Here is a 24,297-nt window from a genome sequence, read left to right as displayed (position 1 = left end):
CCTAGTAAAAAAACAAATTTGCTTGCGTGTGATGGAACTAAAATTGCTAATTCGCTTATTATACTAAATCTTTTCGTTCAATGCTACTATATCTAAAATAGTCAATCTAGTACCGATAGAAAAATAAAATTTCCTCATCGAAAAGCTAGCCTTTTATTTTTACTATATTCATTATTATTAATCTCTTTTAAAAATATCTCTTGTATAAATTTTTTCTTCAACATCAAATAATGCTTCTTCCATTCTGTTTACCACAATGACATCAGAAGTTTGTTTAAACGTTTCTAAATCTTTCTCCACTTTAGAATTATAGAACTCTTCCTCTGCTAAATTCGGCTCGTAAACAATAACCTCTATTCCTTTTGCTTTCAAACGTTTCATAATCCCTTGGATGGAAGAATACCTGAAATTATCTGAGTTAGCTTTCATCGTTAAACGATAAATCCCTACTACTTTAGGTTTTTTAGCTAATATTTGCTCAGCAATAAAATCTTTTCGAGTTGTATTTGCATCCACAATGGCACCAATAATATTATTCGGTACTTTATCATAATTCGCACGTAATTGCTTTGTATCTTTAGGTAAGCAGTAACCGCCATAACCAAAAGAAGGGTTATTATAATGAGATCCGATTCTTGGATCTAAGCCAACGCCTTCGATAATCTGTTTTGCATTTAATCCTCTTGCCTCAGCATACGTGTCCAACTCATTAAAATAAGCTACCCTAAGCGCTAAATATGTGTTAGAAAATAATTTTATTGCTTCTGCCTCTGTAGCATGGGTCAGTAATACCTCAGCATTTTTTTCAACTGTGTTTTCTAAAAACATTGTTGAAATTTCTTCACCACGTTTGGAACATTCACCAACAATAATTCTTGATGGATAAAGATTATCATACAACGCTTTACCTTCACGTAAAAATTCAGGAGAAAAGATAATATTCTCCGTTTGATATTTTTTCTTTAAAGTCTCCGTATACCCAACTGGAACAGTCGATTTTATAATAAATACAGCATCTTTTCGAATAGCAAGAGCTTGTTCAATAACATTTTCAACGGTGGAAGTATCAAAATAATTTTTTTCCTCATTATAATCAGTTGGAGTTGCTATAATCAGGTATTCCCCAAATTTAACAGCTTCTTCAAAATCTTTCACAAATTCGACATTCAAATCTTTCCTGCCTAAAAAAGCATGTACTTCCTTGTCTTCTAGAGGAGAGATACCTTTATTTAATAAATCAATTTTTTCATCAACAATATCATACGCCTTCACTTGCTCTTTTTGACTTAGCAATAACGCGTTAGCGAGTCCAACATATCCTAAACCGAATATAGAAATTTTTTTCATTTTGCATTTCCTCCAATCAATATCATTTCATGATTTCAACTTAATAATTATAACTTAGATACTAGTAAAATAAAAGATACTATGACTTTCCCTTATATTTAATTAACATAACAGCTATGTAAAAAAGAAAAGAATAAACCAAAAAAATGTTTTTCTTTCTCTTTAAAAAATAAATACACGATTCCTTGATTTCAAAATAGCTTCTTCAGAAATCTACAAAAATTTAAAAAATAGTTTTTATAGATTTCTTTTATTCCCCGAAGCCAAAAACTATTATCAACTATTTCAACATCATTTCCAGTGCTACTTGCCAAGTAGGTATTTCAAACCCTAGTGCTTTAGCTTTACTGAGATCCATCACAGAGTATTTAGGTCGAATTGCTTTTTGCGGAAATTTACTGGAATCCACTGGTAATACTTGTACATCAGTATTCTTTAAAATTTCTTTAGCAAAGTCGTACCAACTACAACTATTGTCATTTGATAAATGATAAACACCATATGGCGCTTTTTCTTTAATCACAAATACCATAAATTCAGCTAATGTTCTGGTCCAAGTCGGACGACCAAACTGATCATTAACTACAGTTAATTGATCACGAGTTTCAGCTAACTTTTGCATCGTGAACACAAAATTATGTCCATATTGACCAAAGACCCAAGAAGTACGAATGATATAGTATTTTTCCATCGACTCTTGAACAATTTGTTCACCTAATAATTTAGTTCGACCGTATTCATTTTGAGGATTTGTTTGATCATCTACTTTGTATGTATCCTCTTTTTTTGTACCATCAAATACGTAGTCAGTACTGATATAAACCAACACAGCATCCACTGCTTTTGCAGCATTAACCACATTGCGTGTTCCATCTACATTTACTTTTTCATCTAACTCTTTGCCTTCATCTTCTGCTTTATCCACAGCCGTGTATGCTGCGCAGTGATAAATCAGTTCAGGCTTCAAATCAGTGATAAATGACATTGTCTGTTCCGCATTCGTGATATCCAAATTTGTTGAATCTGTTGAAACATATTCTAATCCTTGCTCGTCCAATAAATGACGTAATTCTGTTCCTAACTGTCCATTACCACCAGTTAAAAGTATCATTGCTATTTCCTCCTTCAAGAAAAAAGGCAGGACTTCTCCTGCCTCATAAACGATTATTTCAATCAAACTGTTTATCTAAGATTGGTCCCAGAAACTCAGTTATATAGATTTATTGGCCATTTTTCGCATAATTGGCTTCCACAGCTTCTTTATCTGCTGACCACCAATCTTCATTCTCTGTATACCACTTAATGGTATCAGCTAAACCATCACGGAAGTTAGTAAACTCTGGAACCCAACCTAATTCTTCACGTAATTTTGTAGAGTCGATTGCATAACGTAAATCATGACCTGGTCGATCATTTACATGTTCGTAAGCATCTTTTGGTTGACCCATCAACTCTAACATCAATTCCATAACCGCTTTATTGTCTTCTTCACCATCAGCACCAATCAGATATGTTTCTCCCAGACGTCCTTTAGTTAGGATTGTCCAAACTGCTGAAGAATGGTCATTGGTATGGATCCAGTCACGAACATTTTTACCAGCACCGTATAATTTAGGGGTGATTCCACTTAAAACATTCGTAATTTGGCGTGGAATGAATTTTTCAATATGTTGGTAAGGGCCATAGTTATTCGAACAATTTGAAATTGTCGCTTTCAACCCGAAAGAACGTCCCCAAGCTTTTACTAACAAATCTGATCCTGCTTTAGTTGAAGAGTATGGACTTGACGGATTGTAAGGAGTTTCAGCTGTAAATTTCTCTCCTTCACCTTCCCCATGTCCTGGCAAATCTTCACGTAACGGCAAATCACCGTAAACTTCATCAGTTGAAACGTGATGGTAACGAACATCATGTTTACGACATGCTTCGATCAGTGTATACGTTCCAATAATATTTGTTTGCACAAATGGAAATGGATCATTTAAAGAATTGTCATTATGAGATTCAGCCGCATAATGAACCACCGCATCTGTCTCTTTAACTAAACGTTCGACTAATTCTGCATCGGCGATATCACCAACAACTAATTCAACACGATCAGTCGGCAATCCTTCAAGATTTTTTTCATTTCCCGCATAAGTTAATTTATCTAATACAGTTACATGAACTTCTGGATGATTGTTCACTACATAATGGACAAAGTTTGATCCGATGAATCCAGCTCCACCAGTAACAATAATTTTTTTCATCTTTAAGGTCTCTCCTAAATATTCTTAGATTTCACCATAAATAAATGGATTTTCTGATTCAAATTCTTTTAATGTCGGATGATTTTTATCTTTTTCAGACGTAATTGCTTTTTGGATATCAATCGGCCAGTCAATTGCTAAATTCGGATCATCAAAGGCAAGCCCACCATCTGCTGGCGCATTATAATAATTGTCGCACTTATACATAAAGTTGACATTTGGCGTTAAGGTTACAAAACCATGAGCATAGCCTTTAGGTACTAATAATTGACGGTGGTTATGCTCTGACAAAATATAGCCTTCCCACTGTCCATAAGTTGGGCTGCCTTTACGGATATCCACGATCACATCTAGCACCGCTCCTGTTACTACACGAATCAGCTTTGTTTGAGCCGCTTCACCCTTTTGAAAGTGCAGTCCGCGTAACACACCTGCTTCACTTGAAAGAGAATGATTATCTTGTACAAAATCAAAATTCAATCCATGTTCAGCAAATTTTTCTTTAGAATAACTTTCAGTAAAAAATCCACGATGATCTCCAAAGACATCCATCTCAATGATTTTTACATCTTGTAATTTTGTATCAATAACTTTCATTTTATTATTCGCCCCTACTCTGTTTCCGCTAAGCGTAACAAATATTGTCCATAGCCGTTTTTCTTCAATGGTTGTGCTAATTCAACTAGTTGCTCTTTCGAGATGTAATTCATTCGGTAAGCAATCTCTTCCAAACAAGCAACTTTTAAATTTTGACGTTTTTCAATTGTTTCGATAAAGGTAGATGCCTCTAAAAGTGATTCATGCGTCCCTGTATCTAGCCAAGCATAACCTCGACCCATCAATTCAACGGATAGCTTATTCTTTTCTAGATAGACTTTATTCACGTCAGTGATTTCTAGCTCTCCACGTTCAGAAGGCTTAATATTTTTCGCAATCTCAACCACTTCATTGTCATAAAAATAAAGACCAGTTACTGCGTAATTTGATTTTGGTTTAGTTGGTTTTTCTTCAATAGAAAGAGCTTGCATGTTACCATCAAACTCAACAACACCAAAACGTTCAGGATCGTTCACATGGTATCCAAAAACTGTTGCGCCACTTTCTTTTGCGGCTGCTCGTTGTAGCATATTAGATAGACCGCCACCATAATAAATATTATCACCTAAAACCAGACAAACACTATCATCTCCGATAAATTCTTCTCCGATAATAAATGCTTGAGCTAGTCCATCTGGGCTTTCTTGTACAGCATATTCAATTCGAATTCCAAGGTCTTTCCCATCGCCAAACAAACTTTCAAAACGAGGTGTATCATCAGGTGTTGAGATGATTAAAATCTCTTTGATACCTGCCAACATCAACGTTGACATTGGATAATAAATCATTGGTTTATCATAAATCGGCATTAATTGTTTAGATGTTGCCTTTGTTAATGGGTATAATCTAGTCCCACTTCCTCCAGCTAAAATGATTCCTTTCATATTAAAAAACTCCTTTAAAATTATTTATTTCAGTTTAGTCGAACTTGTCACTAAACATTATCTCATTATCATTATAACTTGTCATGTCTTTTCAAACTATTTTACATAACTGTAAAATAATTCTCATTTTATTTTAGCACACCACGCTTCACAAGCGCTTTAATCAGCACATATCGCCACTTTAGCTGTTGAATAAAACTAGCTTTAGTCTTGATTTCACTGGCGTTATTATCATGTCTACGGTATAAGGTAAGCTGTTGTGGTATCAACCCGCTTTTATTCTTATATGCTGCAATCAAACCAATCCACATATCATGCATAGGTACATCGGCTGGGATTGGTAAAATTTTTGCTTTAAGATTGCTGCGAAAAGCCATTCCTGCACCAATATATTTATTTTTCACTATATTATGAAGAAATCCAAGTTTAACTTTTCTATAATCAAAATAGGAAGCTTCAATCGGTTCTAAATGTTCATCAACAATTACTAAGTCACTGATTACTAAATCGATTTTAGGATGATTTTCAAAAAAATTCAGTGTTGTTTGAACTTTTTCTGAAAGCCAGACGTCATCTTGATCTGCTAAAAAAATAAATTCTCCCTGACTTTGAGCAATCGCAAATTCAAAATTAGCAATTACACCTTTACCTGGCCCATTAAAAAACCTTATCCGAGAATCTTCAACCGCATAACTATTGATTATATCTATCGTCCCGTCTCCAGATCCGTCGTCAGATATAATCAACTCATCCTCCGCTCCTAATTGGAGTAAAATACTATCCAACTGCTCCCTTAGGTATGTTTCTCCATTATATGTGGCAATACAAACTGAGATCATTTATTTTCCTTTCATCAGTGATCGATATTCCAGAAACGTACGACGCCAAATCTTTCTGTTCTTCACACGTAAAAATTGTTTGATTGTTCTTAAAAACAGATGTTTTCTGTGAACAAGTAACTTATCCTGATCATATTTTTGATAGAATAATGTTTCAGCACGAATAATGGACTCATATCTTTGACTATTAACCCTGCGATAATCCAACACAGATAAATCATGCTCTAAATGATAATCTAATACACAAACTTTTTTATGTAATTGATAAATCTTCCAAAAAAGCCAATGGTCTAAAAAATCTAACGGAAAATCTAGATTGAACATACCAATACTTTTTAATGTTTCTTTAGGTAATGCCGTTCCTGAATTAATACTCATGATCATTTTTGAATAGCTGCCTGATGTAGGTAACTCTGATTGACGACCAATATATTTGTCAGAAAACACAGGTGATATCTGCCTACCATGAGAACTTACAATCGGAACATACGCTCCTATAGCTATATCTAACGACATACATAAAAGCTTCTCAAGATACCGTTCATCCAATAGAGTGTCTTGATCTAGCAATAACATTATGTCCCCCTTAACTTCTGTAAGGTATCGGTTTCCAGCATTGTAAGCTTTTGCTAGCCCCGGATTCGTCTCGTCATGGATGTAACAAACATTTTCTTGATCAAACAATTCATTATCTTGTGCTTTATCACTATTATCATAAAGCAACAAATAAACTGACTTTTTTTCTACAATATAGTTCTTCAGTAGGTTGTAGCTAGGTGTTTGTGAGAAGTTCGTTCGATATAAAACGATTGTAATGACTACCTTATTCTCCACTTAAAAAAACCTCCAGCCCCATTTATTAAAGAACTTACCCATAGATTGTAAAAAGATTTTAAATAGTTTTTTATTTTTATGTGCTCCTTTTTCGTACAAATGAATCACAGTCTCAAAAGGTGTGTATAATATCTTATATCCTGCTTGTCCAAAGCTCAAACAAAGATCATTATCCTCAAAGTACATAAAAAATCGTTCATCAAATCCGCCTACTAACTTAAACTTTTCACTATCTATCACCATTAAACAACCCGATCCCATCTTAATATAAGATGTCTTGTCATCTGGTAAATCTCTACATTCATAATAACTTAAGCGCTTGTCAAACAACTTTTTAACAAAAGGAAACGGAACAAAGCGCAACATATAATCGAACACATCAAGTTTTTGGCGTACCAAATGCTGTGTCGTTCCATCTGAATTTAATACTTTTGGACAGACAGCAGCTAACTGCTCCTCTTCTTTCATTCGTTGAATCATTTTATCCAACACATCTTTTGTAATCAAAACGTCCGGATTAAAAATGACACTATATGGTGTGGCAACATTTTTTAAAACCTGATTGTGTCCATAACCAAATCCTTTATTTTCAGAAGATTTGTGCAATACAATAAAGGAGCCATAGCTCTCAAGTCTGTTTATGTAACTTTGCTCGGAAGCATTGTCAAATATATGTATGTCATATTTTGATTCTGGTCCTAATTCACATTTCAAGTTGTCAAGCACATCAAAAATATGACGGCTATTGTGAGTAACAATAGAGATCGTTATTCTATCATTCATATTTTGGCCCCTCATTTATAGATAAGTTAAATCAAAGTAGCAATTCTTCTTTTACTAGCATATTTACACCTAATTTGAAACAACAATTACTTTGTCGTTATTCGGTTAATTTTATTTTATAAGAGTGGAGCAAAACCTCCAGAGTTTTGTTCCACTCTCTTATTTTGCTTATTCAATGAATTATAACACAGCATTACATCTCAACAAGTATTACCAATGATTATTTACTTTTTCTTAGAATGCTTGCCTAATCGTTTTTCTATTTGTTGCTGACGAAACTCACGATTTCCAAATACACGTAAAACATACATTAACGGCTGATGGTTTTCACCGACTAATCCAATCATTTCTATAAACAGCTCTAAACCAATGGCACTAAACACAATAAGTAAAATCGAAGCAACATTACTGGCGTAACTGAATAACAATGCGACAAATGAAAAGACCAATGCCAAACCATAAATCGTCATTACTGCCCCTTTATGAGTAAAACCTAAAGATAGTAAGCGATGATGCAAGTGCATCTTATCGGCTGAAGAGATCGGACGTTTATTCATTAAGCGCCGGATGATTGCATAAACGGTATCCGTAATCGGTACACCTAAAATAATCATTGGTGTAATCACTGTAATAAACGTAGCATTTTTCAATCCTTGTAAAGACATTACAGCAATCATAAACCCTAAAAACAGCGCACCAGTATCCCCTAAAAATACTTTAGCTGGATAGAAATTATAAGGGAAAAAACCTGCAATGCTAGCAACTAATACAAAAATCACAATTGGAATAAACACCGTTTTAGCATGAAGGAAAAAATAACCAATCACGCCTATCGTTGTTAAACTTATTATCGAAACCCCTGATGCCAATCCATCTAATCCGTCAATTAAGTTAACGGCATTTGTTATAGCTAAAATCCAAAACAAAGTTAATGGCAAACTAAACCAGCGCAAATCAATGTGACCAAAAAATGGCAAGGTTACCATATCAATCCGAATATCAGCAACAAAATAAATGACCAAGGCTCCTAACAAAATACCAATTGTCTTTTTCTTTGGTGACAACTCATAAATATCATCAATCAATCCTGTTAAAACAACAATTCCCGAGCCTAATATTATCGGCCATATGTAATCGATAGGTATGATCGACTGAAACAAAACTAAACAGGAAAATGCAAAGACAAAATAAATACTCAATCCTCCAGCTGTGGGCATGACCTTCGTATTAATTCGTCTTTCACCAGGAGCATCATAAGCTCCTATTCTAAAAGCCAATAGTTTAATTATCGGCGTTACAATCAAAGATAAAATAAACGTCAGAAAAAGACGAATGAAAATTTCATAAATAAACATAGACATGAATGAACCTACTTTCTTAATGTACATCGTATATTATACCGAATCATTCCACATTTACAAGTTGGAACAGGTGTTTTCACTGAATAGAAAACCCAAAACTTAGACTCTTTCATTCAAAATCAGAGCATTCGGTCTATTTCTTTAATTTTTCTTTTATTGTATCTACTAACCGATTAATAAAACCATAACGATGTTGAATCTTTTCATTTGATAGATATTCTTTAACGACTGCATTCACAATACCACCTAAAATAATAATCGTTGCTGCAAAATTCAACCATAACATCAAGATGATAAAGCTACCTATAATCTGATAACCAGCAACCTTAGAACTGAAATATTTAATATAAACCCCAAAAACCTGTGACAATAACATCCAGCCAATCGTTGCAAAAACAGCACCTGGTATAATTGAACGGAATGTTAGCTTTGCATTTGGAACAACCCGATAAATCAAACACATGATAACAAGTAAAACAAGTGACGTAATTGGCCACTTCAATGCCTGAAAAGTCTCAATAAAATCCGTTGAAAAATGCAAAATCGGTTGCAGTGTATCTAAAATCGTTTTTCCTAAACCTAAAACACCAACAACACCGACAATTGCTGTCAAAAATAAGACAATCACAAATAGCGACATCAATCGAACAATCACAAAATTTTTACGCGGTTCAACACCAAAAGCCTTATTCATTGCTGTTTGAAGAGCATTAATACTCTGACTAGCACTCCATAAAGCGGCTAATGCAGAGATGGAAAGCAAACTGCCGGAACGTTGCGTCAGCAGTGACTGAATGGCTGGTTTCAAATCATTAAATATTGCCTCTGGAATTGCTGAAGCAATGTAAGGCAACACTTCGTTTGGATCAATATGTAAATACGGCAGGAGATTTCCCACCGCAATCAAGAGAGGAAACAAAGACAAAAGTAAATAATAGGCCACAACCACAGATGTATTCCCTATTTCAGAATCAACCATACGTCGTTGTGTTGTTTCAATGAAACGCATTAGGTTTTCATTATTTTTTACTTTGTCCGCCAGTTTCATAAAATTCTCCTCTAGTTCAGTTGATTAATAGGTCAATTCTTCCCCTTGAGAGGTCAAAATTTTTGGTCCTTCTTTGGTAATAGCTAATGTGTGTTCAAATTGACAACTGATACCTCCATCTAAAGTATACGCTGTCCAACCATTTGGATCCATTTTCATGCGCCAAGTTCCCGTATTAACCATGGGTTCGATCGTGATGACCATCCCTTCTTTCAAGCGAAGTCCTTTACCTGCTTCACCATAATGAGGAATCACAGGACTTTCATGAATCGTTGGACCAATGCCGTGTCCTACAAAGTCTCGAACAACTGATAGATTTTCACTTTCAACATAGGTTTGAATTGCATGACCAATATCTCCAATACGATTGCCCACTTTAGCTTGTTCTATCCCTAAATATAATGCCTTTCTTGTTACTTCCATTAAATGGTCTAACTCAGGAGTTGATTTACCTACCACGTAAGCCCAACAAGAATCTGATACAGCTCCTTTTAGATCAATACACATATCTACCTTGATTAAATCACCATCTTTTAATGGTTTTTTTCTAGGGAAACCATGACAAATCTCATCATTAATACTACAACAAGTTGCATATTTATAATCCTCAAAACCAATTTGTGCAGCAATGCCTCCATGGCTTTCAATAAAATCTCTAACAAACACTTCAATATCCCAGCTAGTTATTCCTGGTTTAATAAATGTACGTAAATGACGATGGACATCTGCCAACAAGTCTCCAGACTCATCCATCATTTCAATTTCTCTTGGTGATTTTAGTGTAATCATTTATTATCGTCTCCTAATCTTTATACTAAGAGTATTTTATCATAATTTATGAAAATTTCACTGAAAAGTAGTTGTTAAATTCTTTTTTAGTTAATTATTGCCTGATTTATGCTATTTAAGCCGACTTTTGTAATTTACACAACCTTCGTTCTTCTGATATAATCAAGGTTGTATTATTTAAAGGAGGACGTCTAATGACCTTAGCTAAAATCGTTTATGCAAGCATGACTGGAAATACAGAAGAGATCGCAGATATCGTTGCTGAAGCTTTAGAAAATTTAGATATTGAAGTTGAAATCAACGAGTGCACACAAGTTGATCCTGAAGATTTTGAAGATGCAGATATCTGTGTTATCGCTACATACACTTATGGTGATGGTGAATTACCTGATGAAATCGTTGATTTTTATGAAGAATTACAAGAAATTGATTTATCTGGAAAAACATACGGTGTATGTGGCTCTGGTGATACTTTCTATGATGATTTTTGTAAATCGGTAGATGACTTTGATGCTGCGTTTACTAAAATTGGAGCTTCAAAAGGTGCAGATAGCGTAAAAGTTGACTTAGCCGCTGAAGAAGAAGATATCCAAAATCTCGAAGCATTTGCTAAAAAATTAGCAGAAGCTGTAAAGTAGATAGTTACATAAAAACACTCACCCATTCTTGAGAAAGGTGAGTGTTTTTATGTACTTAACCATCAATATCAATCGGTTCGTTACGCTCTAAAATCTGGTCGATTGCTTCTTTCATCAAACGTTCAATTTGTTCATCACTTGGATGAATGATGCCAGAAGTCATCAATGCTGCTATTCCAGTTGCAACAATCCATGTTCCCATGTGAAGAGAATTGATTTCGGTATCATTTAATTTGGAATAAACCGGATCTTGCTTAACTGCGTTAGAAAAATAGTTATACGAAAATTCCTGCATTCTTTTGCCGCCGCCATACTCTTCCAAATAGAGAGCGCGATATAATTTACTTTCATTTTTTGCAAAGTGAATGTAATTTAACGCTAGATCTACAATTGTATTATCTGTATGAGAAACGGGAAATACTTCTTTTGCCAAATATAAGTGGATCCTTTCAAAGAGTTCTTCTTTTAAGTCGTCCATATTTTTAAATTCTAAATAAATAGGTTGTGTTGAGCATTTCATTTTGGTTGCAATGTTTCGTGCGGTGAATTTCGAAAAGCCTTCGGTGGCCACTACTTCGTATGCAGCATTTAAAATCTGATCTTTAGTAATTGTTTTTTTTCTTGCCATAATCTTTCAATCCCCTCTACCTATACTTTACAACGCTTTCTTATCTATACTAAAGTTATTGTAACATGATTTGTTTATTCTGCAAAATACTAGTCCTTCAATTTATATTATTTTATTTCTTTGATTAGACGGGACTTTAGAGACGTTTTTTCTATAATTAAATAATCACAAAATACCGTGAGATTGTTTGAGTTCACAAACTTTACGTGTTATGATATTGGCAATTATGTAAACAAAAATCCAGGAGGTTATTCTATGATAATACCAAATTTTGATGAAACATTAAAAAAATACGCACGACTAATTGTCGAAACAGGTGTCAATGTTCAAAAAGGACACAGTATTGTTTTACAAATCAGTGTGGATCAAGCCCCTTTGGCTCGATTAATAACAGAAGAAGCGTATAAATTAGGAGCAGGTGAAGTTATTGTCCAATGGAATGATGATATCATTCAACGTGAATTTTTATCACACGCAGATAAAACATATTTAGAAAATGTTCCTCAATATAAAATAGATCAAACAAATGACTGGGTTAATAAAGGCGCAAGCCGTATCAGTGTTGTTTCGTCCAATCCTGACGCTTTAGCAGGTGTAGACGCAGATCGTGTAGCAACTTTCCAATCTGCTTCTGGAAAAGCTTTAGTTAACTTACGGAAAGCAACACAATCCAATAAAGTTAGTTGGACTGTTGTTGCTGCTGCTGGTAAAGAATGGGCAGCAAAAGTTTTTCCCGATTTGAAAGATAATGAGCAGCAAGTAAATGCACTCTGGAATGAAATTTTTAAAACAACCCGAGTTTATGAAGCAGACCCTGTTGCTGCTTGGAAAGCACATGATAACAAACTAGCAACTAAAGCAGACGAATTAAATAAAGAACAATTTAAAGCTTTACATTATACAGCACCTGGCACAGATTTAGTGATTGGCTTACCCAAAAATCATTTATGGGAAGGTGCTGGAAGTGACAACACACGTGGAGAAAAATTCATGGCCAACATGCCAACAGAAGAAGTATTCACAGCACCAGACAGACGCCATGTCGATGGAGTCGTTTCAAGTACAAAACCATTAAGTTATGCCGGTACAACAATTTCTGGTATGAAATTTACCTTTAAAGATGGAAAAGTTGTTGATTTTTCAGCAGAACAAGGTGAGGAAGTATTAGGAAGATTACTAGACACAGACGAAGGTGCACGTCATTTAGGTGAAGTTGCTTTAGTGCCTGATCCATCCCCTATTTCTCAATCTGGAATCATTTTTTACAATACCTTATTTGATGAAAATGCCTCAAACCATTTAGCTTTCGGCTCAGCCTATGCTTTCAACTTACAGGGTGGAACTGAAATGAGTGAAGATGAATTAGTAGACGCAGGTTTAAATAGGAGCCATACCCATGTTGATTTTATGATTGGATCAAACAAAATGAACATTGACGGAATCAAAGAAGATGGCACACGTGTCCCAATTTTCCGTAATGGCGATTGGGCTTAATTCCACAGACGAACGCACTGATTAAGTAGATCAGTGCGTTTTTTAGATTAGAAAGGGGAGGTTCTGATTGGAGTATCCAAAAAAGCTTGTTGAAACCGTTACAAAAAAAATGTCTGAACATAATTTAGAAGGCTTTCTCTCTGGACAAGGCCCTAAAAATGCAACGTTAATGCTAGTAGGAGAAGCTCCAGGAGAAACAGAAATAAAAACAAGTATCCCATTTAGTGGTAAATCTGGAAAAAAACTTGATGGTTGGCTAGCAGATGCTGATTTAAAACGACAAGATATTTATATTACCAGTACTGTTAGAAGCAGACCTTTCAGTATAAAAAGACAACTGAATAAGCGAACAGGTATCGTAGAAACAAAATACCCTAATCGACCGCCAACAAAAGCAGAAGTGTTGGCTTATGCGCCGTTACTTGATTTTGAGATTCAAACGGTTCACCCTAAAATTCTTGTTCCTATGGGAAATACTGGTTTAAAACGATTGTTGGGAAACAACTATACGATTTCAGATTGTCACGGAAAATTGCTGGAGTTACCGATTTTGGAATATTCTCAAAAAGAAAATAAATTGATCGAATCTACTAGAGTATATAAATTATTTCCAATCTATCATCCTGCAGCTGTTTTTTACAATAGAAAACTTGAAGTAGATATTCAAAAGGATTGGGCTTACTTAGCTTCCATATTGAAGAAGGTTTGATTTGTTTAACTATGAACTTATTCTTGCCAAATTTCCAGGCACAAAAAAATAAAAACACCTGTTAAACCAACGTTTAAAGGGTGTTTTTTACGTTCCCGACTGGAATCGAACCAGCGGCCTATCGCTTAGGAGGCGATTGCTCTATCCTACTGAGCTACGAGAACATTCTTCATTTAGTTATTAATACTACTACATTCCTGTTAAAGTTCCTGTAGCCTATTTTACTTTGAGAGTTTGGATCTGTCAATTTACCGTTCCCAATGCCTATTTAGTAGTAATTCAAGTATGTATTTATATTTTTTAAACTACACTAAAATGATGAATAACAAGATCTAATCCAATTTGTTGCTCTATCTTGTACTTACTACTGTGATTTACAGAGTGGCTTTCAAGATATCATCATTGAAACCCTTTAATCGGTATTCAGCGTTTGTTTTTGTTTCTCAAAAGTCTCAGTGATTTTCTTTCCAAACTGCCCTTTTATTGCCTATTACAGTCCTGTAGTTGTTTGAGAAACAGTAGCTTTTCCTTCTGTTTTAACTTTTTGTTGCTTATTATGAGTTTGTTGTATTGCTACAATTCCTAAGGCTCAAATATTGATTTTTTGATTCTCTTTTCTCAGCTTTTTTAAGAGCTCATTTGAACTATCTACCATGCTTTATCTCCTATCATTTTATTTATTTTCATTCATCAACTGTCGGAGGTCTCTATACTATTTTCCGTCAGTTGGAGTATAAGGTTTACCTTATTTTCAATAAGATTGTTCTGCCGACCATTTCTTATTAATCCAGAAAAAATAGAAGTGCTCAATATAACTGAACACTTCTATAACATTCTTCATATTTTTTTACTTTTTAACATCCTTTTTCCCTTTCAACATCTTAACTAAGTAAAGTCCGCCAATCACCAAGGCTAAAGTTTTACCAATTTTACCATTTCTTGCAACTTTTTCTTCTTCTGTCTTACTCATACATTTTCCACCTTTCCATAGTTAACTTTTACTTCTTTCTATATTCTAAATTATAAGAATTTCCAGCTATTTTTACTAATCATCCGCTTATGAACAAAAAATTCGTAAATGCTTTCAAAGGATGTTAAGCTTGAACAATACCGCTAAAAATAAGGGAGGTGTATCTATGCTTGATAAATCTAAAGAAAAAACATTTGCGGAACGTCAGGATAGTTATAAACAAGAAAAAGAAGAAATTTTTAAAAAAGCTTTAGAAGAATACCATGAAAAACCATTTGGAGAAACGATTGAAAATGACCAAGAGAACGTATAACTATGAATAGGCTAAGTGAGTATATTGAAAGATCAACTCACTTAGCCTATTTTTTAAAAGTAATCTTCTAAAACTGGTATTCCTTTTACTAAACGTTTATCTAGTGAACTGATCAGTTTTTCTTTTCCAGAAATTTTTCCAAAAAATCTTAATTCACTGATTGTTCGATAGCCCATAAAAACTTGAGTCAACGATTGAATCGAGCTTACAAGTAATGCTTCGTCACTTATCAGGTCGGGTTGCTCCTCTAGTTTTCTTACAGTACTTTTTCCTTCTTCGTTAATCAATAATTCCCAGAATCCCTCGTTCCACGAACCATAAGTATCTTCTACCTTAAGATAATATCTTTCGTTATCTCCTGTTTTGAAAGGATATTTATTCAAGAAACTCTGTAAATCAATAATTCTTCCCATCATAAAAGGAGTAATTTTCATGTCCACTAAAGGAGCCTGCATCAAATAACTCAAGTTATGACCATCAAATCCTGTTTCTAAATAAAATTCTTGCGATGATCCATTATGGGAACCCACAAAACGGACAATTGATTGAAATGCTTGTTCAGTTAAGTATCCCCAATCTTTAATGACAAAGCGTTCTGCACTAGATTGATAGATCAAGTACCCTTTTGCTGATCCTTCTTCATCTTCATACAAAGCAAATTGATTTTCCTGATCCATACCAAAAGTATATTCTAACCACCAAGACTCTCGTATCACTGCACCACGTTGATTTTTTGTTAAAGCGCCATATATGTTTTGACAAATACTGTTTGCTTCTTCAAAAGCCACACGTCTCATCTTACCAGGAACCGATTTCATGCTGGGCCAATCAGCCGCTTTGACTGTGTAATTGATTTGTTCAAATATCTGTTCAAAACCATATTTTCTATAAAAAGGGTAAGAAAATGGGGCTAAGTATGCTAGTTCAACTTGATTTTCAGCTAATTCTTTTAATAGTTGTTTCATAATAGCTGAAATCCCCCCTTGTCCACGATATTCGGGATAGGAAGAGACACAACCAATACCAGCCATTTGATAACTAATTCCATGAAATGCTACTGTGAATGGTATTGCGATTACTTGACTGGTTAAGTGATTTTCCGAAAAACAGCCGTAATTCATAGACCGTTTAACTATTTTTTTAAAACGTTCTTTGCGTTTTTCTGTTTTTTCTGAATTGAATGCATAGGCGGCCAACTGGAACATTTCTTCTATTTGATCTTCATTCATTTTTTTAACTTGACTCATTGACCTTATCCCTCCTTGTCTTTCTTAGTTAAGGATAACGCAATAAGGGATTTGTTTAAATAGTTTTGACTTTTTTTGAAGATAATTTTATGTAATTTTTTGATAGACCTTGAACTCTGGAGAACCGTGTAGTATATTCTTCAGCTGTTTGTCCAGATCGAGGCTTTTTGGTGATTCACTAGTAAGGTGACTTCTTTGATCTTTCCTTTAGCTTCTTAATTTTGGTGCCCTACATCCTGTTTAGTGATTCACTGGTATGAGAACTTCGCTCCCTCTGGTCGCCTACTGTTCATCATCTGCTCTGCTGTGCAATCCTCTCACTTCTCTTCTTTAACTTTTGCTTCAGCTTCTTAAATTTGATGCTCTATATTCTGTTTGGTGATTCACTAGTAAGGTGACTTCTCTCCCTTTGGTCGCCAAGTACTGTTCATCATCTGCTCTGCTGTGCAATCGCAGTGATTCACAGCAAAAGAGTGCCCTCAGACACTCTTAATATGATTCTTCTATCATTTGCAGCATTTTGTTAAATTGGCGTTTTTTGAAGTACATCAGAATTGTTCCTAATGCTGCATCGTTTATTTTTTGTAAAAATCCGAATGATTCCATTTTTTCTGTATAATGAATCTCACATGAGTGATCGTTGATTGGTATGATTTCATAGCCAACAGAAAAATTATTTTTAGTCGTTGATGTTCGGAAGTGATAAGATGAATTGTCGACAATTTTTTCGACTTTGATTTTTGCTCGGCTATTTTTAGAAAATGATTTTACATATTCAAAATTATTCAATTGTTTTTTTGTTAAACTTTTCCCAGTGTGTTTACGGATATCAAAAAGAACAGAATCAATCACTTTATCATAAAAGTAAGGTGCTGGAATATTTAATTTTTTAGTAATTTCCATTATTTTTTCACCTCGTTATTTTGCTTTTTTGCTTTTGCTTCTTCAATTTTTTTCCCTTTGAAAAAGAAATAACCGCCAACACCTACTAAGAAAATCCCTGTCGTCATGCTTAACAAATCATAGTTCATTGAAGTAGGATTTACTGTGTATAAAATTATTATAAAACCGATACTGCATATAAACAAGCCATTTCTAACCATCTGTCATCCATCCAATCTTTTTTAAACTGCCGCTACTTGGAAGTATAAAACACCGCCCCAAGGTTGTTCTTTAATTAATTCTTTTGCTTTTTTTGCTGCTTCTTCTTTATCTCCAGTGATATCAAATGCTAATTTGATTCCTTGCTTTTGTTTAAATGTATACGTAAAATCGCCACCGTCATAGTTTTCTAATAAGTTTTTGATTTCTTCTTGTTGCATTGCACTTGCGATTGTAATCATTTTTACCTCTCCTTACAATAAAGCAGTTGCTTTCACTTGCAGATGAAGTGAAAGCAACATACTATTCAATTTTATTTTATTCGAAATCTGTTGGTTCCATTTTATTTGCTGCAATGACAAATGGTGCCCAGATAAGGAATGTTGCAATCATAGCAACAATTGTTACGATTGGCGCTCTCCAGTCTCCACCTGTTGCTAAGAATGACAACAAGACAGGAGGGACAACCCATGTTATTTGTTGAGAAACTGGCGCAACTAATCCAAAGTAAGTCGCTAACCATCCAATTGTAGTTGCTACTACTGGAGCTACTAAGAATGGTACAAACATAATTGGATTTAATACGATTGGTAAACCGAACATGATTGGTTCGTTAATATTGAAAATACCAGGTCCTAATGATAGCTTACCAACAGTTAGATAGTCTGCGCGTTTAGAGAATAGTAAGATTGCAAGAATCAATACAATCGTTCCTCCAGACCCACCAAACCATGCAAATGCATCAAATGAACCACGTACCCACATATAAGCTTTTCCATCATCAATGGCTGATAAAACAGCTGGTGTACCAGTTAAGCCTTTATATCCTTTTTGGAAAATATCGATATTGATTAATTGTGCTTGCCCCCAGATACCTTCTAAAACAGGTGCCAATACGTTTGGACCATGAATTCCGAAGAACCAGAAGATTTGAGTAAAGATTGTTACAATCAATACAGCTCCAAGACCTTGAGAGAGTCCTAAGAATGGTTCTGCAATATATTTTTGAACAAGATCAATAATCAATTGTCCCTCTGTTAATTTACCTACTACAAAGTTAATAATTGCAATTACATATAATGCGATCGTTGCAGGCAAAATAGCCGCGAACGCTTTTGATACTGCCGGTGGAACTGAATCAGGCATTTTGATTGTGATGTTCGCCAACATTAATTTACAGAAAATAATAACTGAAATAGCGCCCATAATCATTACTGTAAAGTATGCGTTTCCATTTAGGTGATCTAATTTTAACCAACCCCAACCGCCGGCTGTTAAACCTTCAGCTGTTGCTGACCAACCACTTGTTGCTGAGTTTTCATTGATTTTATTCATCAACTCTTTTGGAACAGCTGTTTCTAATGTATTAGAGTAAGAAAAAGCAATTCCTTGAATTAAAGTTGCCAAACCAACGATACCACCAGCTAGATCGTTTACTTTATATGCTCTTGCTAGATTATATCCCCAAGAAAAGGCAAATATCAAACCAGCAATCGCCAATGTACCATTCCAAACAAACCCATTGATACCAATAATAACATTAATAACTGCAAAGATTCCTTTGTCTGCCGCAAGATTTGCTGCATAATCAGAGAAAAACTGCTGAGGTAAGTCACGAATCATCGCATTGATCATTACTGCAATCGATCCGGCCATCGTTGCGGGCATTGTTCCAATAAAGGCATCACGTAACGCAACCAAGTGTTTCTGCCCACCGATTTTTCCGGCTACTGGCAGAATGTACTTCTCCATCCAGGCTGTTAATCCATCCATCTTTTGTTCCTCCTATAAGTAAAATTTATCCAAAGAGTTGTGACACTCTTTAAACCATATATTATTAAAGTTCCGTTCAAAAAACTTTAACCTCTACTTCCTTCCGTTCAAAAAAGAAAATAACACAGCTTACTCGTTATTCATACGGCGATACAAATCAATCACTTCTTTTGCTAAATCAGTAAATGCGATCGCTGTCATTAAATGGTCTTGACTATGAACTGTCAACAACGTCACTTGGATATGATTTCCTTGTGCTTCTTGTGTTAACATTCCAGTCTGAGAATGGTGGGCATGTACTAAGGATTCTTCAGCATCAATAATTTTTTGATCTGCTAACTCGAAGTTCCCTACTTTAGCTGCTGCTATTGCTTCCATTGCATCGCTTTTAGCATTTCCTCCATACATGATTAGCCCCATAATCACTTCTAAATTTTGTTGCTCTTCCACTTTTATAGCTCCGTTCATTTTTTATTTATCCATTAAAGCAATAGCTTGATCTAAGACTTTTTCGCCATTCATCATGCCATAATCAGACATATTAATTACATCAAAAGGAATTCCTTTTGGTGCTAATTTTTGCTCGAATTGTGCTTTCATAAAACGAACTTGCGGACCTAAAAGTAAAACGTTTACATCTTTTGCCTCTAAGTTATTATCGGCATCCGATGCGGATACTGCAAAGATGTCTGCTTCCATTCCACGTTCTTCTGCTGCTTTTTGCATTTTCGTTACTAATAAACTTGTACTCATCCCTGCTGAACATACTAACATAATTGTTTTTTTTGCCATTTTTTACACTCCCTTTAATGAATTGTCTTTACACTTTTATATAAAGCAAGAAGTGTGCCAAAAACATGTATAGACCAAACCCAATAATAGCAAGGTTTTGGTCTATACAGATTGTGTACACACTATTAATCTTATTGTTACACACTCATTTTTGTGTGCGCTTTCTTTGCCTTTATATCAACATCCAAGTGATTTATAAGCTAATAAAAAATTGACATCTTTTTAATTAAATCCATTATTCTCAGTCAGCTCTTTAAACCAATAACCACTTTTCTTAATCGTTCTTTTGGCCTCTTGATCTAGATCTACTGCAATGAATCCATAACGGTTTTTATACGCATTCAACCATGACCAGTTATCCATACATGTCCACATGTGATATCCTTGAACTTGGCTTCCTTCTTGAATAGCTTGGTGTACCCATTTTAAATGGTCTGTCACAAATTCAATCCGATAATCATCTTCAATCATCCCATCCGCATTGACAAATCGTTCTTCACCTTCTACTCCCATACCGTTTTCAGAAATATAACAACGGATATTGTTGTAGTTTTCTTTGATATTCATCAATGTGTCGTAAATGCCTTTTTCATAAATTTCCCAACCACGATAAGGATTCATTTTTTTTCCCGGCATATCGTATACATCATAAAAATCCTCTGGTAAGATGCTGTTTCCAGATATCTCAATAGGGGTTTCTTTAGCTTTTACCCTACGTGGCTGATAATAATTCACACCTAAAAGATCAATCGTATTTTCTGCTATTACAGCTAAATCTTCTGGTGTTGTTTCTGGCATCAAGTCATTTTCTCTAACCCATTCCACTATATCTTCTGGGAACTCCCCTTTTACAGCAGGATCTAAAAAGGAACGATTGAACAATCCATCTACTAACCGAGCTGCTTTAACATCCGCTTCATTTTGAGGATCTCTTGGATAACTAGGGGTCAAATTAAGAACAATCCCAATCTCGCCAGTCAAATTCATGCTATGATACACTTCAATAGCCTTAGCGCTTGATAATGCTTCATGATAAGCAACTTGAACCCCGTGTTTTAAGTTCACTTCATCAGGATAATGCCACCCATACAAGTAACCACCTTCAACTGGTACAATTGGTTCATTGTGTGTAAACCATTTTTTCACGCGGTCTCCGAATAATTCAAAACAAGTCTTTGCATAAAAAACATACTGGTCAACAACTTCTCGATTAAGCCAACCACCTTTTTCCTGCAACGTCATCGGCATATCAAAATGATATAAGTTAAAGAACGGCTCAATATCATTTTCTAGTAAATTGTCGATAACATCATTATAAAAATCGACCGCTTTTTGATTAACAATTCCAGTTTCTGGGTCAGGTATCAATCGACTCCATTGAATCGATGTTCGAAAAGAATTATGACCTGTGGCTTTCATTAATTGAATATCTTCATGGTATTTTTTATAAAATTGAGATGTTTTGTCTGGACCTACTTCATTAAAAAATTTTTCAGGCTTTTCCTCATACCAAAAATCCCAGATATTTTGAGCTTTTCCATCTCCTTCAAAAACGCCTTCCGTTTGTGGTCCGCTTGCAGCAGAACCCCACCAAAAACCTTTTGGGAACTGATAATTCATAGTAGTCATCTCCTAAAATAAATTCATTTGAAAATAGATAAAACCTCCTAGAGATTGAGATCAAACTGTTGTTTAGTTTTGTCCCGATCTCACTTAGGGAGATTTTATCTATTCGTTCGTTCATTAAGCTTGAGCTTGTTCTTCCTTAGCTAATGCTTCTTCTTTTAAGAATTGAGCAGTCGCTACTTTAACAAATGGAATGTAAATCAAGATAGAAATCACTAAGTTCACTGCGGCTAATACTCCACCTGCAATACTCTTAGTTGCTAAAAATCCACCAATAATCGGCGGTGTTACCCATGGCGGCATAAATGTCGCACCTGGCACAAGTCCTGTTGAAGTCGCAATATAAGCTGTTGTTACAAGAACCATTGGTGTAATGATGAATGGAATAAACATGATTGGATTCAACACAATAGGAAGTCCAAACATCACTGGTTCATTAATATTGAAAACACCTGGTGCTAAACTTAAGTTTGTAATCACTTTAAATGGTTTGTTTTTGCGTCCCACTAAGAAAATAGCGATTAATAGACCTAAAGTAGCACCTGTTCCTCCTAAGTTTACAAATGAATCAAAGAAAGGTTTGTTTACGATATAAGGAATTTTTTCTCCCGCTTCTAATGCTTTGATATTTGCATCAATCGCTGGTACATTGATTGTTTGCATTAACGGATCAATCATATTGGCACCATGTAATCCAAAGAACCATAAGAATGGTGTAATAAATGCCAATAGTAATGCAGATGGATAGCTGTTCGCTAAGCCCATAAATGGTTTTTGTACTGCTTCGTAGAATGATACGACGATATTTTCAATCCCAAATCCGAATAAAATTGATGTGATTAAACTAAAAAGACTGATTGTGATCATTGCAGGTAGTAATGCTGCAAATGATTTAGCAACCGCTGGTGGAACACCATCCGGCATTTTAATAACTAATTTATCGTTTCCTACTAATCGTTGGAAAATTTCTCCTGAAATAAGTGCAATAACTAATGCAATAAATAATCCTGTTGCGTCTGTTCCGCTTAGTCCACCTACTGCAAAGAATGAAGCAACTGACACAGTTCCTGCTGCAATACCATCTTTACCATATGATTTAACTAAGTTATAGGCAACTAAAAATGAAATTAAAATTGAAAAAATTGCGAATGTTCCGTTCCAGATATTCCCACCAAAACTTTTCCAAATCGGTGCATCATTAACGATCATTGGAAATAGCTTATCCATTAATTCTGGAAATCCAGGAATCGGCAGGTTATTGATAAGTACCGCTAGCGCTCCTAAAATCATTAATGGCATCGTAACGACAAATGCATCACGAATTGCCACTAAGTGGCGTTGAGCCGCAATTACTGAAGCTTTCGGCATAAAATGTTTTTCCATCCATTGAACAAATCCGTCCATTGTTGTATATCCCCCTAAACAATATTTATTTAAAAAGCACTTGCGCTTTTCAAATCAGTTTTAAAATTCCGCTTTTGTATAAAGCGTTCTCATTTCCGCTACTTCTATTCAAAGAGCGATGTTCTCATTACTCGTTATCCATACGACGATACAAATCAATGATCTCTTTTGCTAAATCAGTAAATGCAATTGATGTCATCAAATGATCTTGACTATGAACAGTCAATAATGTCACTTGGATATGATTTCCTTGTGCTTCTTGTGTTAACATTCCTGTTTGAGAATGGTGTGCTTGTACTAAAGATTCTTCTGCATCCGCAATTTTTTGATCTGCTAATTCAAAATTTCCTGCTTTCGCTGCGGCAATCGCTTCCATCGCATCGCTTTTTGCATTTCCCCCAAACATGATTAAACCCATAATCGCTTCTAAATTTTGTTGCTCTTCCATATTCTAAAACTCCATTCATTTTTATTTTTTTAATTAATTACCCATTAAAGCAATTGCTTGATCTAGAACTTTTTCGCCGTTCATCATGCCATAATCAGACATATTAATTACATCAAAAGGAATTCCTTTTGGTGCTAATTTTTGCTCAAATTGTGCTTTCATGAAACGAACTTGCGGACCTAACAGTAATACGTTTACATCTTTGGCCTCTAGATTGTTATCAGCATCTGATGCGGATACGGCAAAGATATCAGCTTCCATTCCACGTTCTTCTGCTGCTTTTTGCATTTTTGTTACTAATAAACTTGTACTCATTCCTGCTGAACAGACAAGCATGATTGTTTTTTTAGTCATTATTGGTCACTCCTTCTAATTAGTTGTACTTACACTTTTATATAAAGCAAGAAGCGTGCCAAAAAAAGT

General features: G+C 35.0%; 28 protein-coding genes and 1 tRNA gene. 4 read left to right on the top strand and 25 right to left on the bottom strand.

The window, feature by feature from the left end:
- Positions 1–177 precede the first annotated feature (177 nt).
- The 11 genes from BCR23_RS05565 to map form a co-directional block, all read right to left on the bottom strand.
- Positions 178–1,347 (bottom strand): nucleotide sugar dehydrogenase, encoded by a 1,170-nt coding sequence (locus tag BCR23_RS05565; RefSeq protein WP_069634487.1) that lies wholly within the window; start codon positions 1,345–1,347, stop codon positions 178–180.
- 280 nt (positions 1,348–1,627) lie between these two features.
- Positions 1,628–2,458: a dTDP-4-dehydrorhamnose reductase gene (gene rfbD / locus BCR23_RS05560; protein WP_069634486.1), complete on the bottom strand. Its 831-nt coding sequence runs from the start codon at positions 2,456–2,458 to the stop codon at positions 1,628–1,630.
- Positions 2,459–2,567: 109 nt separating this feature from the next.
- Positions 2,568–3,596 (bottom strand): dTDP-glucose 4,6-dehydratase, encoded by a 1,029-nt coding sequence (gene rfbB, locus BCR23_RS05555; RefSeq protein WP_069634485.1) that lies wholly within the window; start codon positions 3,594–3,596, stop codon positions 2,568–2,570.
- Between the two features lie 24 nt (positions 3,597–3,620).
- Positions 3,621–4,193 carry a dTDP-4-dehydrorhamnose 3,5-epimerase gene (rfbC, locus tag BCR23_RS05550; RefSeq protein WP_069634484.1) on the bottom strand — a complete coding sequence of 191 codons (573 nt, stop codon included), beginning with the start codon at positions 4,191–4,193 and terminating at the stop codon, positions 3,621–3,623.
- 14 nt (positions 4,194–4,207) lie between these two features.
- The gene (rfbA, locus tag BCR23_RS05545; protein WP_069634483.1) at positions 4,208–5,077 is read right to left on the bottom strand and encodes a glucose-1-phosphate thymidylyltransferase RfbA; all 870 of its coding nucleotides are present in this window, start codon (positions 5,075–5,077) and stop codon (positions 4,208–4,210) included.
- Positions 5,078–5,205: 128 nt separating this feature from the next.
- On the bottom strand, positions 5,206–5,916 hold the full coding sequence (locus BCR23_RS05540) for a glycosyltransferase family 2 protein (protein ID WP_069634482.1): 711 nt from the start codon (positions 5,914–5,916) through the stop codon (positions 5,206–5,208).
- The gene (locus BCR23_RS05535; RefSeq protein WP_069634481.1) at positions 5,917–6,750 is read right to left on the bottom strand and encodes a glycosyltransferase; all 834 of its coding nucleotides are present in this window, start codon (positions 6,748–6,750) and stop codon (positions 5,917–5,919) included.
- Positions 6,751–7,533: a glycosyltransferase family 2 protein gene (locus BCR23_RS05530; RefSeq protein WP_069634480.1), complete on the bottom strand. Its 783-nt coding sequence runs from the start codon at positions 7,531–7,533 to the stop codon at positions 6,751–6,753.
- A 224-nt stretch (positions 7,534–7,757) separates the two neighbouring features.
- Positions 7,758–8,894: a glycosyltransferase family 4 protein gene (locus BCR23_RS05525; RefSeq protein ID WP_069634479.1), complete on the bottom strand. Its 1,137-nt coding sequence runs from the start codon at positions 8,892–8,894 to the stop codon at positions 7,758–7,760.
- A 133-nt stretch (positions 8,895–9,027) separates the two neighbouring features.
- The gene (locus tag BCR23_RS05520; protein WP_069634478.1) at positions 9,028–9,942 is read right to left on the bottom strand and encodes a YihY/virulence factor BrkB family protein; all 915 of its coding nucleotides are present in this window, start codon (positions 9,940–9,942) and stop codon (positions 9,028–9,030) included.
- A gap of 24 nt (positions 9,943–9,966) precedes the next feature.
- Positions 9,967–10,731 (bottom strand): type I methionyl aminopeptidase, encoded by a 765-nt coding sequence (map, locus tag BCR23_RS05515; RefSeq protein WP_069634477.1) that lies wholly within the window; start codon positions 10,729–10,731, stop codon positions 9,967–9,969.
- Positions 10,732–10,925: 194 nt separating this feature from the next.
- Here map and BCR23_RS05510 point away from each other — a divergent pair, with 194 nt between their 5' ends.
- Complete coding sequence (locus tag BCR23_RS05510; protein ID WP_069634476.1) at positions 10,926–11,369, top strand: flavodoxin; 444 nt, start codon at positions 10,926–10,928, stop codon at positions 11,367–11,369.
- A 55-nt stretch (positions 11,370–11,424) separates the two neighbouring features.
- Here the strand turns inward: BCR23_RS05510 and BCR23_RS05505 are convergent, their stop codons facing one another.
- A complete protein-coding gene (locus BCR23_RS05505; protein ID WP_069634475.1) occupies positions 11,425–11,997 on the bottom strand; it encodes a TetR/AcrR family transcriptional regulator in 573 nt (190 codons plus the stop codon).
- A 255-nt stretch (positions 11,998–12,252) separates the two neighbouring features.
- On the opposite strand from BCR23_RS05505, the gene BCR23_RS05500 reads away from it, so the two are divergent.
- Entirely contained in the window at positions 12,253–13,491 is a 1,239-nt protein-coding gene (locus BCR23_RS05500; protein WP_069634474.1) for an aminopeptidase, read from the top strand.
- Positions 13,492–13,558: 67 nt separating this feature from the next.
- Entirely contained in the window at positions 13,559–14,200 is a 642-nt protein-coding gene (locus tag BCR23_RS05495) for a uracil-DNA glycosylase (RefSeq protein ID WP_069634473.1), read from the top strand.
- 90 nt (positions 14,201–14,290) lie between these two features.
- On the opposite strand, the gene BCR23_RS05490 is transcribed toward BCR23_RS05495, so the two are convergent.
- Positions 14,291–14,364 (bottom strand) — tRNA-Arg (locus BCR23_RS05490).
- A gap of 683 nt (positions 14,365–15,047) precedes the next feature.
- Positions 15,048–15,170 (bottom strand): hypothetical protein, encoded by a 123-nt coding sequence (locus BCR23_RS14970; protein WP_276205075.1) that lies wholly within the window; start codon positions 15,168–15,170, stop codon positions 15,048–15,050.
- A 166-nt stretch (positions 15,171–15,336) separates the two neighbouring features.
- On the opposite strand from BCR23_RS14970, the gene BCR23_RS14720 reads away from it, so the two are divergent.
- Positions 15,337–15,483 carry a hypothetical protein gene (locus BCR23_RS14720; protein ID WP_167352153.1) on the top strand — a complete coding sequence of 49 codons (147 nt, stop codon included), beginning with the start codon at positions 15,337–15,339 and terminating at the stop codon, positions 15,481–15,483.
- 53 nt (positions 15,484–15,536) lie between these two features.
- Here the strand turns inward: BCR23_RS14720 and BCR23_RS05485 are convergent, their stop codons facing one another.
- The 11 genes from BCR23_RS05485 to BCR23_RS05435 form a co-directional block, all read right to left on the bottom strand.
- Positions 15,537–16,730, bottom strand: coding sequence for a GNAT family N-acetyltransferase (locus BCR23_RS05485; RefSeq protein WP_069634472.1), 1,194 nt, complete (start codon positions 16,728–16,730; stop codon positions 15,537–15,539).
- 489 nt (positions 16,731–17,219) lie between these two features.
- On the bottom strand, positions 17,220–17,633 hold the full coding sequence (locus tag BCR23_RS05480) for a DUF3284 domain-containing protein (RefSeq protein ID WP_069634471.1): 414 nt from the start codon (positions 17,631–17,633) through the stop codon (positions 17,220–17,222).
- Positions 17,633–17,833 (bottom strand): DUF3188 domain-containing protein, encoded by a 201-nt coding sequence (locus BCR23_RS05475; protein WP_069634470.1) that lies wholly within the window; start codon positions 17,831–17,833, stop codon positions 17,633–17,635. The genes BCR23_RS05480 and BCR23_RS05475 overlap by 1 nt, the downstream gene beginning before the upstream one ends.
- Positions 17,834–17,854: 21 nt before the next feature.
- Positions 17,855–18,073, bottom strand: a complete 219-nt coding sequence (locus BCR23_RS05470) for a hypothetical protein (RefSeq protein ID WP_069634469.1) — start codon at positions 18,071–18,073, stop codon at positions 17,855–17,857.
- Between the two features lie 76 nt (positions 18,074–18,149).
- Entirely contained in the window at positions 18,150–19,604 is a 1,455-nt protein-coding gene (locus tag BCR23_RS05465; RefSeq protein ID WP_069634468.1) for a PTS sugar transporter subunit IIC, read from the bottom strand.
- A 129-nt stretch (positions 19,605–19,733) separates the two neighbouring features.
- Positions 19,734–20,054 carry a PTS lactose/cellobiose transporter subunit IIA gene (locus tag BCR23_RS05460; protein WP_083241901.1) on the bottom strand — a complete coding sequence of 107 codons (321 nt, stop codon included), beginning with the start codon at positions 20,052–20,054 and terminating at the stop codon, positions 19,734–19,736.
- A 21-nt stretch (positions 20,055–20,075) separates the two neighbouring features.
- Positions 20,076–20,396 (bottom strand): PTS sugar transporter subunit IIB, encoded by a 321-nt coding sequence (locus BCR23_RS05455; RefSeq protein ID WP_069634466.1) that lies wholly within the window; start codon positions 20,394–20,396, stop codon positions 20,076–20,078.
- 222 nt (positions 20,397–20,618) lie between these two features.
- Entirely contained in the window at positions 20,619–22,016 is a 1,398-nt protein-coding gene (locus tag BCR23_RS05450) for a glycoside hydrolase family 1 protein (protein WP_069634465.1), read from the bottom strand.
- 123 nt (positions 22,017–22,139) lie between these two features.
- Complete coding sequence (locus BCR23_RS05445; RefSeq protein WP_069634464.1) at positions 22,140–23,426, bottom strand: PTS sugar transporter subunit IIC; 1,287 nt, start codon at positions 23,424–23,426, stop codon at positions 22,140–22,142.
- Between the two features lie 127 nt (positions 23,427–23,553).
- Complete coding sequence (locus BCR23_RS05440) at positions 23,554–23,874, bottom strand: PTS lactose/cellobiose transporter subunit IIA (RefSeq protein ID WP_069634463.1); 321 nt, start codon at positions 23,872–23,874, stop codon at positions 23,554–23,556.
- A 33-nt stretch (positions 23,875–23,907) separates the two neighbouring features.
- Positions 23,908–24,228: a PTS sugar transporter subunit IIB gene (locus tag BCR23_RS05435; RefSeq protein WP_069634462.1), complete on the bottom strand. Its 321-nt coding sequence runs from the start codon at positions 24,226–24,228 to the stop codon at positions 23,908–23,910.
- Between the last annotated feature and the right edge of the window lie 69 nt (positions 24,229–24,297).

Origin of the sequence: Enterococcus quebecensis (assembly GCF_001730365.1) — a bacterium.
Classification (GTDB): Bacteria; Bacillota; Bacilli; order Lactobacillales; family Enterococcaceae; genus Enterococcus_L; species Enterococcus_L quebecensis.
The sequence above is the reverse complement of the archived record's forward strand: the minus strand, read 5'-3'. Positions and strand labels throughout refer to the sequence as shown.

Coding starts and splice junctions, on each gene's coding strand:
- BCR23_RS05565 (WP_069634487.1), bottom strand. CDS start 1,347: ATGAAAAAAATTTCTATATTCGGTTTAGGATATGTTGGACTCGCTAAC.
- rfbD (WP_069634486.1), bottom strand. CDS start 2,458: ATGATACTTTTAACTGGTGGTAATGGACAGTTAGGAACAGAATTACGT.
- rfbB (WP_069634485.1), bottom strand. CDS start 3,596: ATGAAAAAAATTATTGTTACTGGTGGAGCTGGATTCATCGGATCAAAC.
- rfbC (WP_069634484.1), bottom strand. CDS start 4,193: ATGAAAGTTATTGATACAAAATTACAAGATGTAAAAATCATTGAGATG.
- rfbA (WP_069634483.1), bottom strand. CDS start 5,077: ATGAAAGGAATCATTTTAGCTGGAGGAAGTGGGACTAGATTATACCCA.
- BCR23_RS05540 (WP_069634482.1), bottom strand. CDS start 5,916: ATGATCTCAGTTTGTATTGCCACATATAATGGAGAAACATACCTAAGG.
- BCR23_RS05530 (WP_069634480.1), bottom strand. CDS start 7,533: ATGAATGATAGAATAACGATCTCTATTGTTACTCACAATAGCCGTCAT.
- BCR23_RS05525 (WP_069634479.1), bottom strand. CDS start 8,894: ATGTCTATGTTTATTTATGAAATTTTCATTCGTCTTTTTCTGACGTTT.
- BCR23_RS05520 (WP_069634478.1), bottom strand. CDS start 9,942: ATGAAACTGGCGGACAAAGTAAAAAATAATGAAAACCTAATGCGTTTC.
- map (WP_069634477.1), bottom strand. CDS start 10,731: ATGATTACACTAAAATCACCAAGAGAAATTGAAATGATGGATGAGTCT.
- BCR23_RS05510 (WP_069634476.1), top strand. CDS start 10,926: ATGACCTTAGCTAAAATCGTTTATGCAAGCATGACTGGAAATACAGAA.
- BCR23_RS05505 (WP_069634475.1), bottom strand. CDS start 11,997: ATGGCAAGAAAAAAAACAATTACTAAAGATCAGATTTTAAATGCTGCA.
- BCR23_RS05500 (WP_069634474.1), top strand. CDS start 12,253: ATGATAATACCAAATTTTGATGAAACATTAAAAAAATACGCACGACTA.
- BCR23_RS14970 (WP_276205075.1), bottom strand. CDS start 15,170: ATGAGTAAGACAGAAGAAGAAAAAGTTGCAAGAAATGGTAAAATTGGT.
- BCR23_RS14720 (WP_167352153.1), top strand. CDS start 15,337: ATGCTTGATAAATCTAAAGAAAAAACATTTGCGGAACGTCAGGATAGT.
- BCR23_RS05485 (WP_069634472.1), bottom strand. CDS start 16,730: ATGAGTCAAGTTAAAAAAATGAATGAAGATCAAATAGAAGAAATGTTC.
- BCR23_RS05480 (WP_069634471.1), bottom strand. CDS start 17,633: ATGGAAATTACTAAAAAATTAAATATTCCAGCACCTTACTTTTATGAT.
- BCR23_RS05475 (WP_069634470.1), bottom strand. CDS start 17,833: ATGGTTAGAAATGGCTTGTTTATATGCAGTATCGGTTTTATAATAATT.
- BCR23_RS05470 (WP_069634469.1), bottom strand. CDS start 18,073: ATGATTACAATCGCAAGTGCAATGCAACAAGAAGAAATCAAAAACTTA.
- BCR23_RS05465 (WP_069634468.1), bottom strand. CDS start 19,604: ATGGATGGATTAACAGCCTGGATGGAGAAGTACATTCTGCCAGTAGCC.
- BCR23_RS05455 (WP_069634466.1), bottom strand. CDS start 20,396: ATGGCAAAAAAAACAATTATGTTAGTATGTTCAGCAGGGATGAGTACA.
- BCR23_RS05450 (WP_069634465.1), bottom strand. CDS start 22,016: ATGAATTATCAGTTCCCAAAAGGTTTTTGGTGGGGTTCTGCTGCAAGC.
- BCR23_RS05445 (WP_069634464.1), bottom strand. CDS start 23,426: ATGGACGGATTTGTTCAATGGATGGAAAAACATTTTATGCCGAAAGCT.
- BCR23_RS05440 (WP_069634463.1), bottom strand. CDS start 23,874: ATGGAAGAGCAACAAAATTTAGAAGCGATTATGGGTTTAATCATGTTT.
- BCR23_RS05435 (WP_069634462.1), bottom strand. CDS start 24,228: ATGACTAAAAAAACAATCATGCTTGTCTGTTCAGCAGGAATGAGTACA.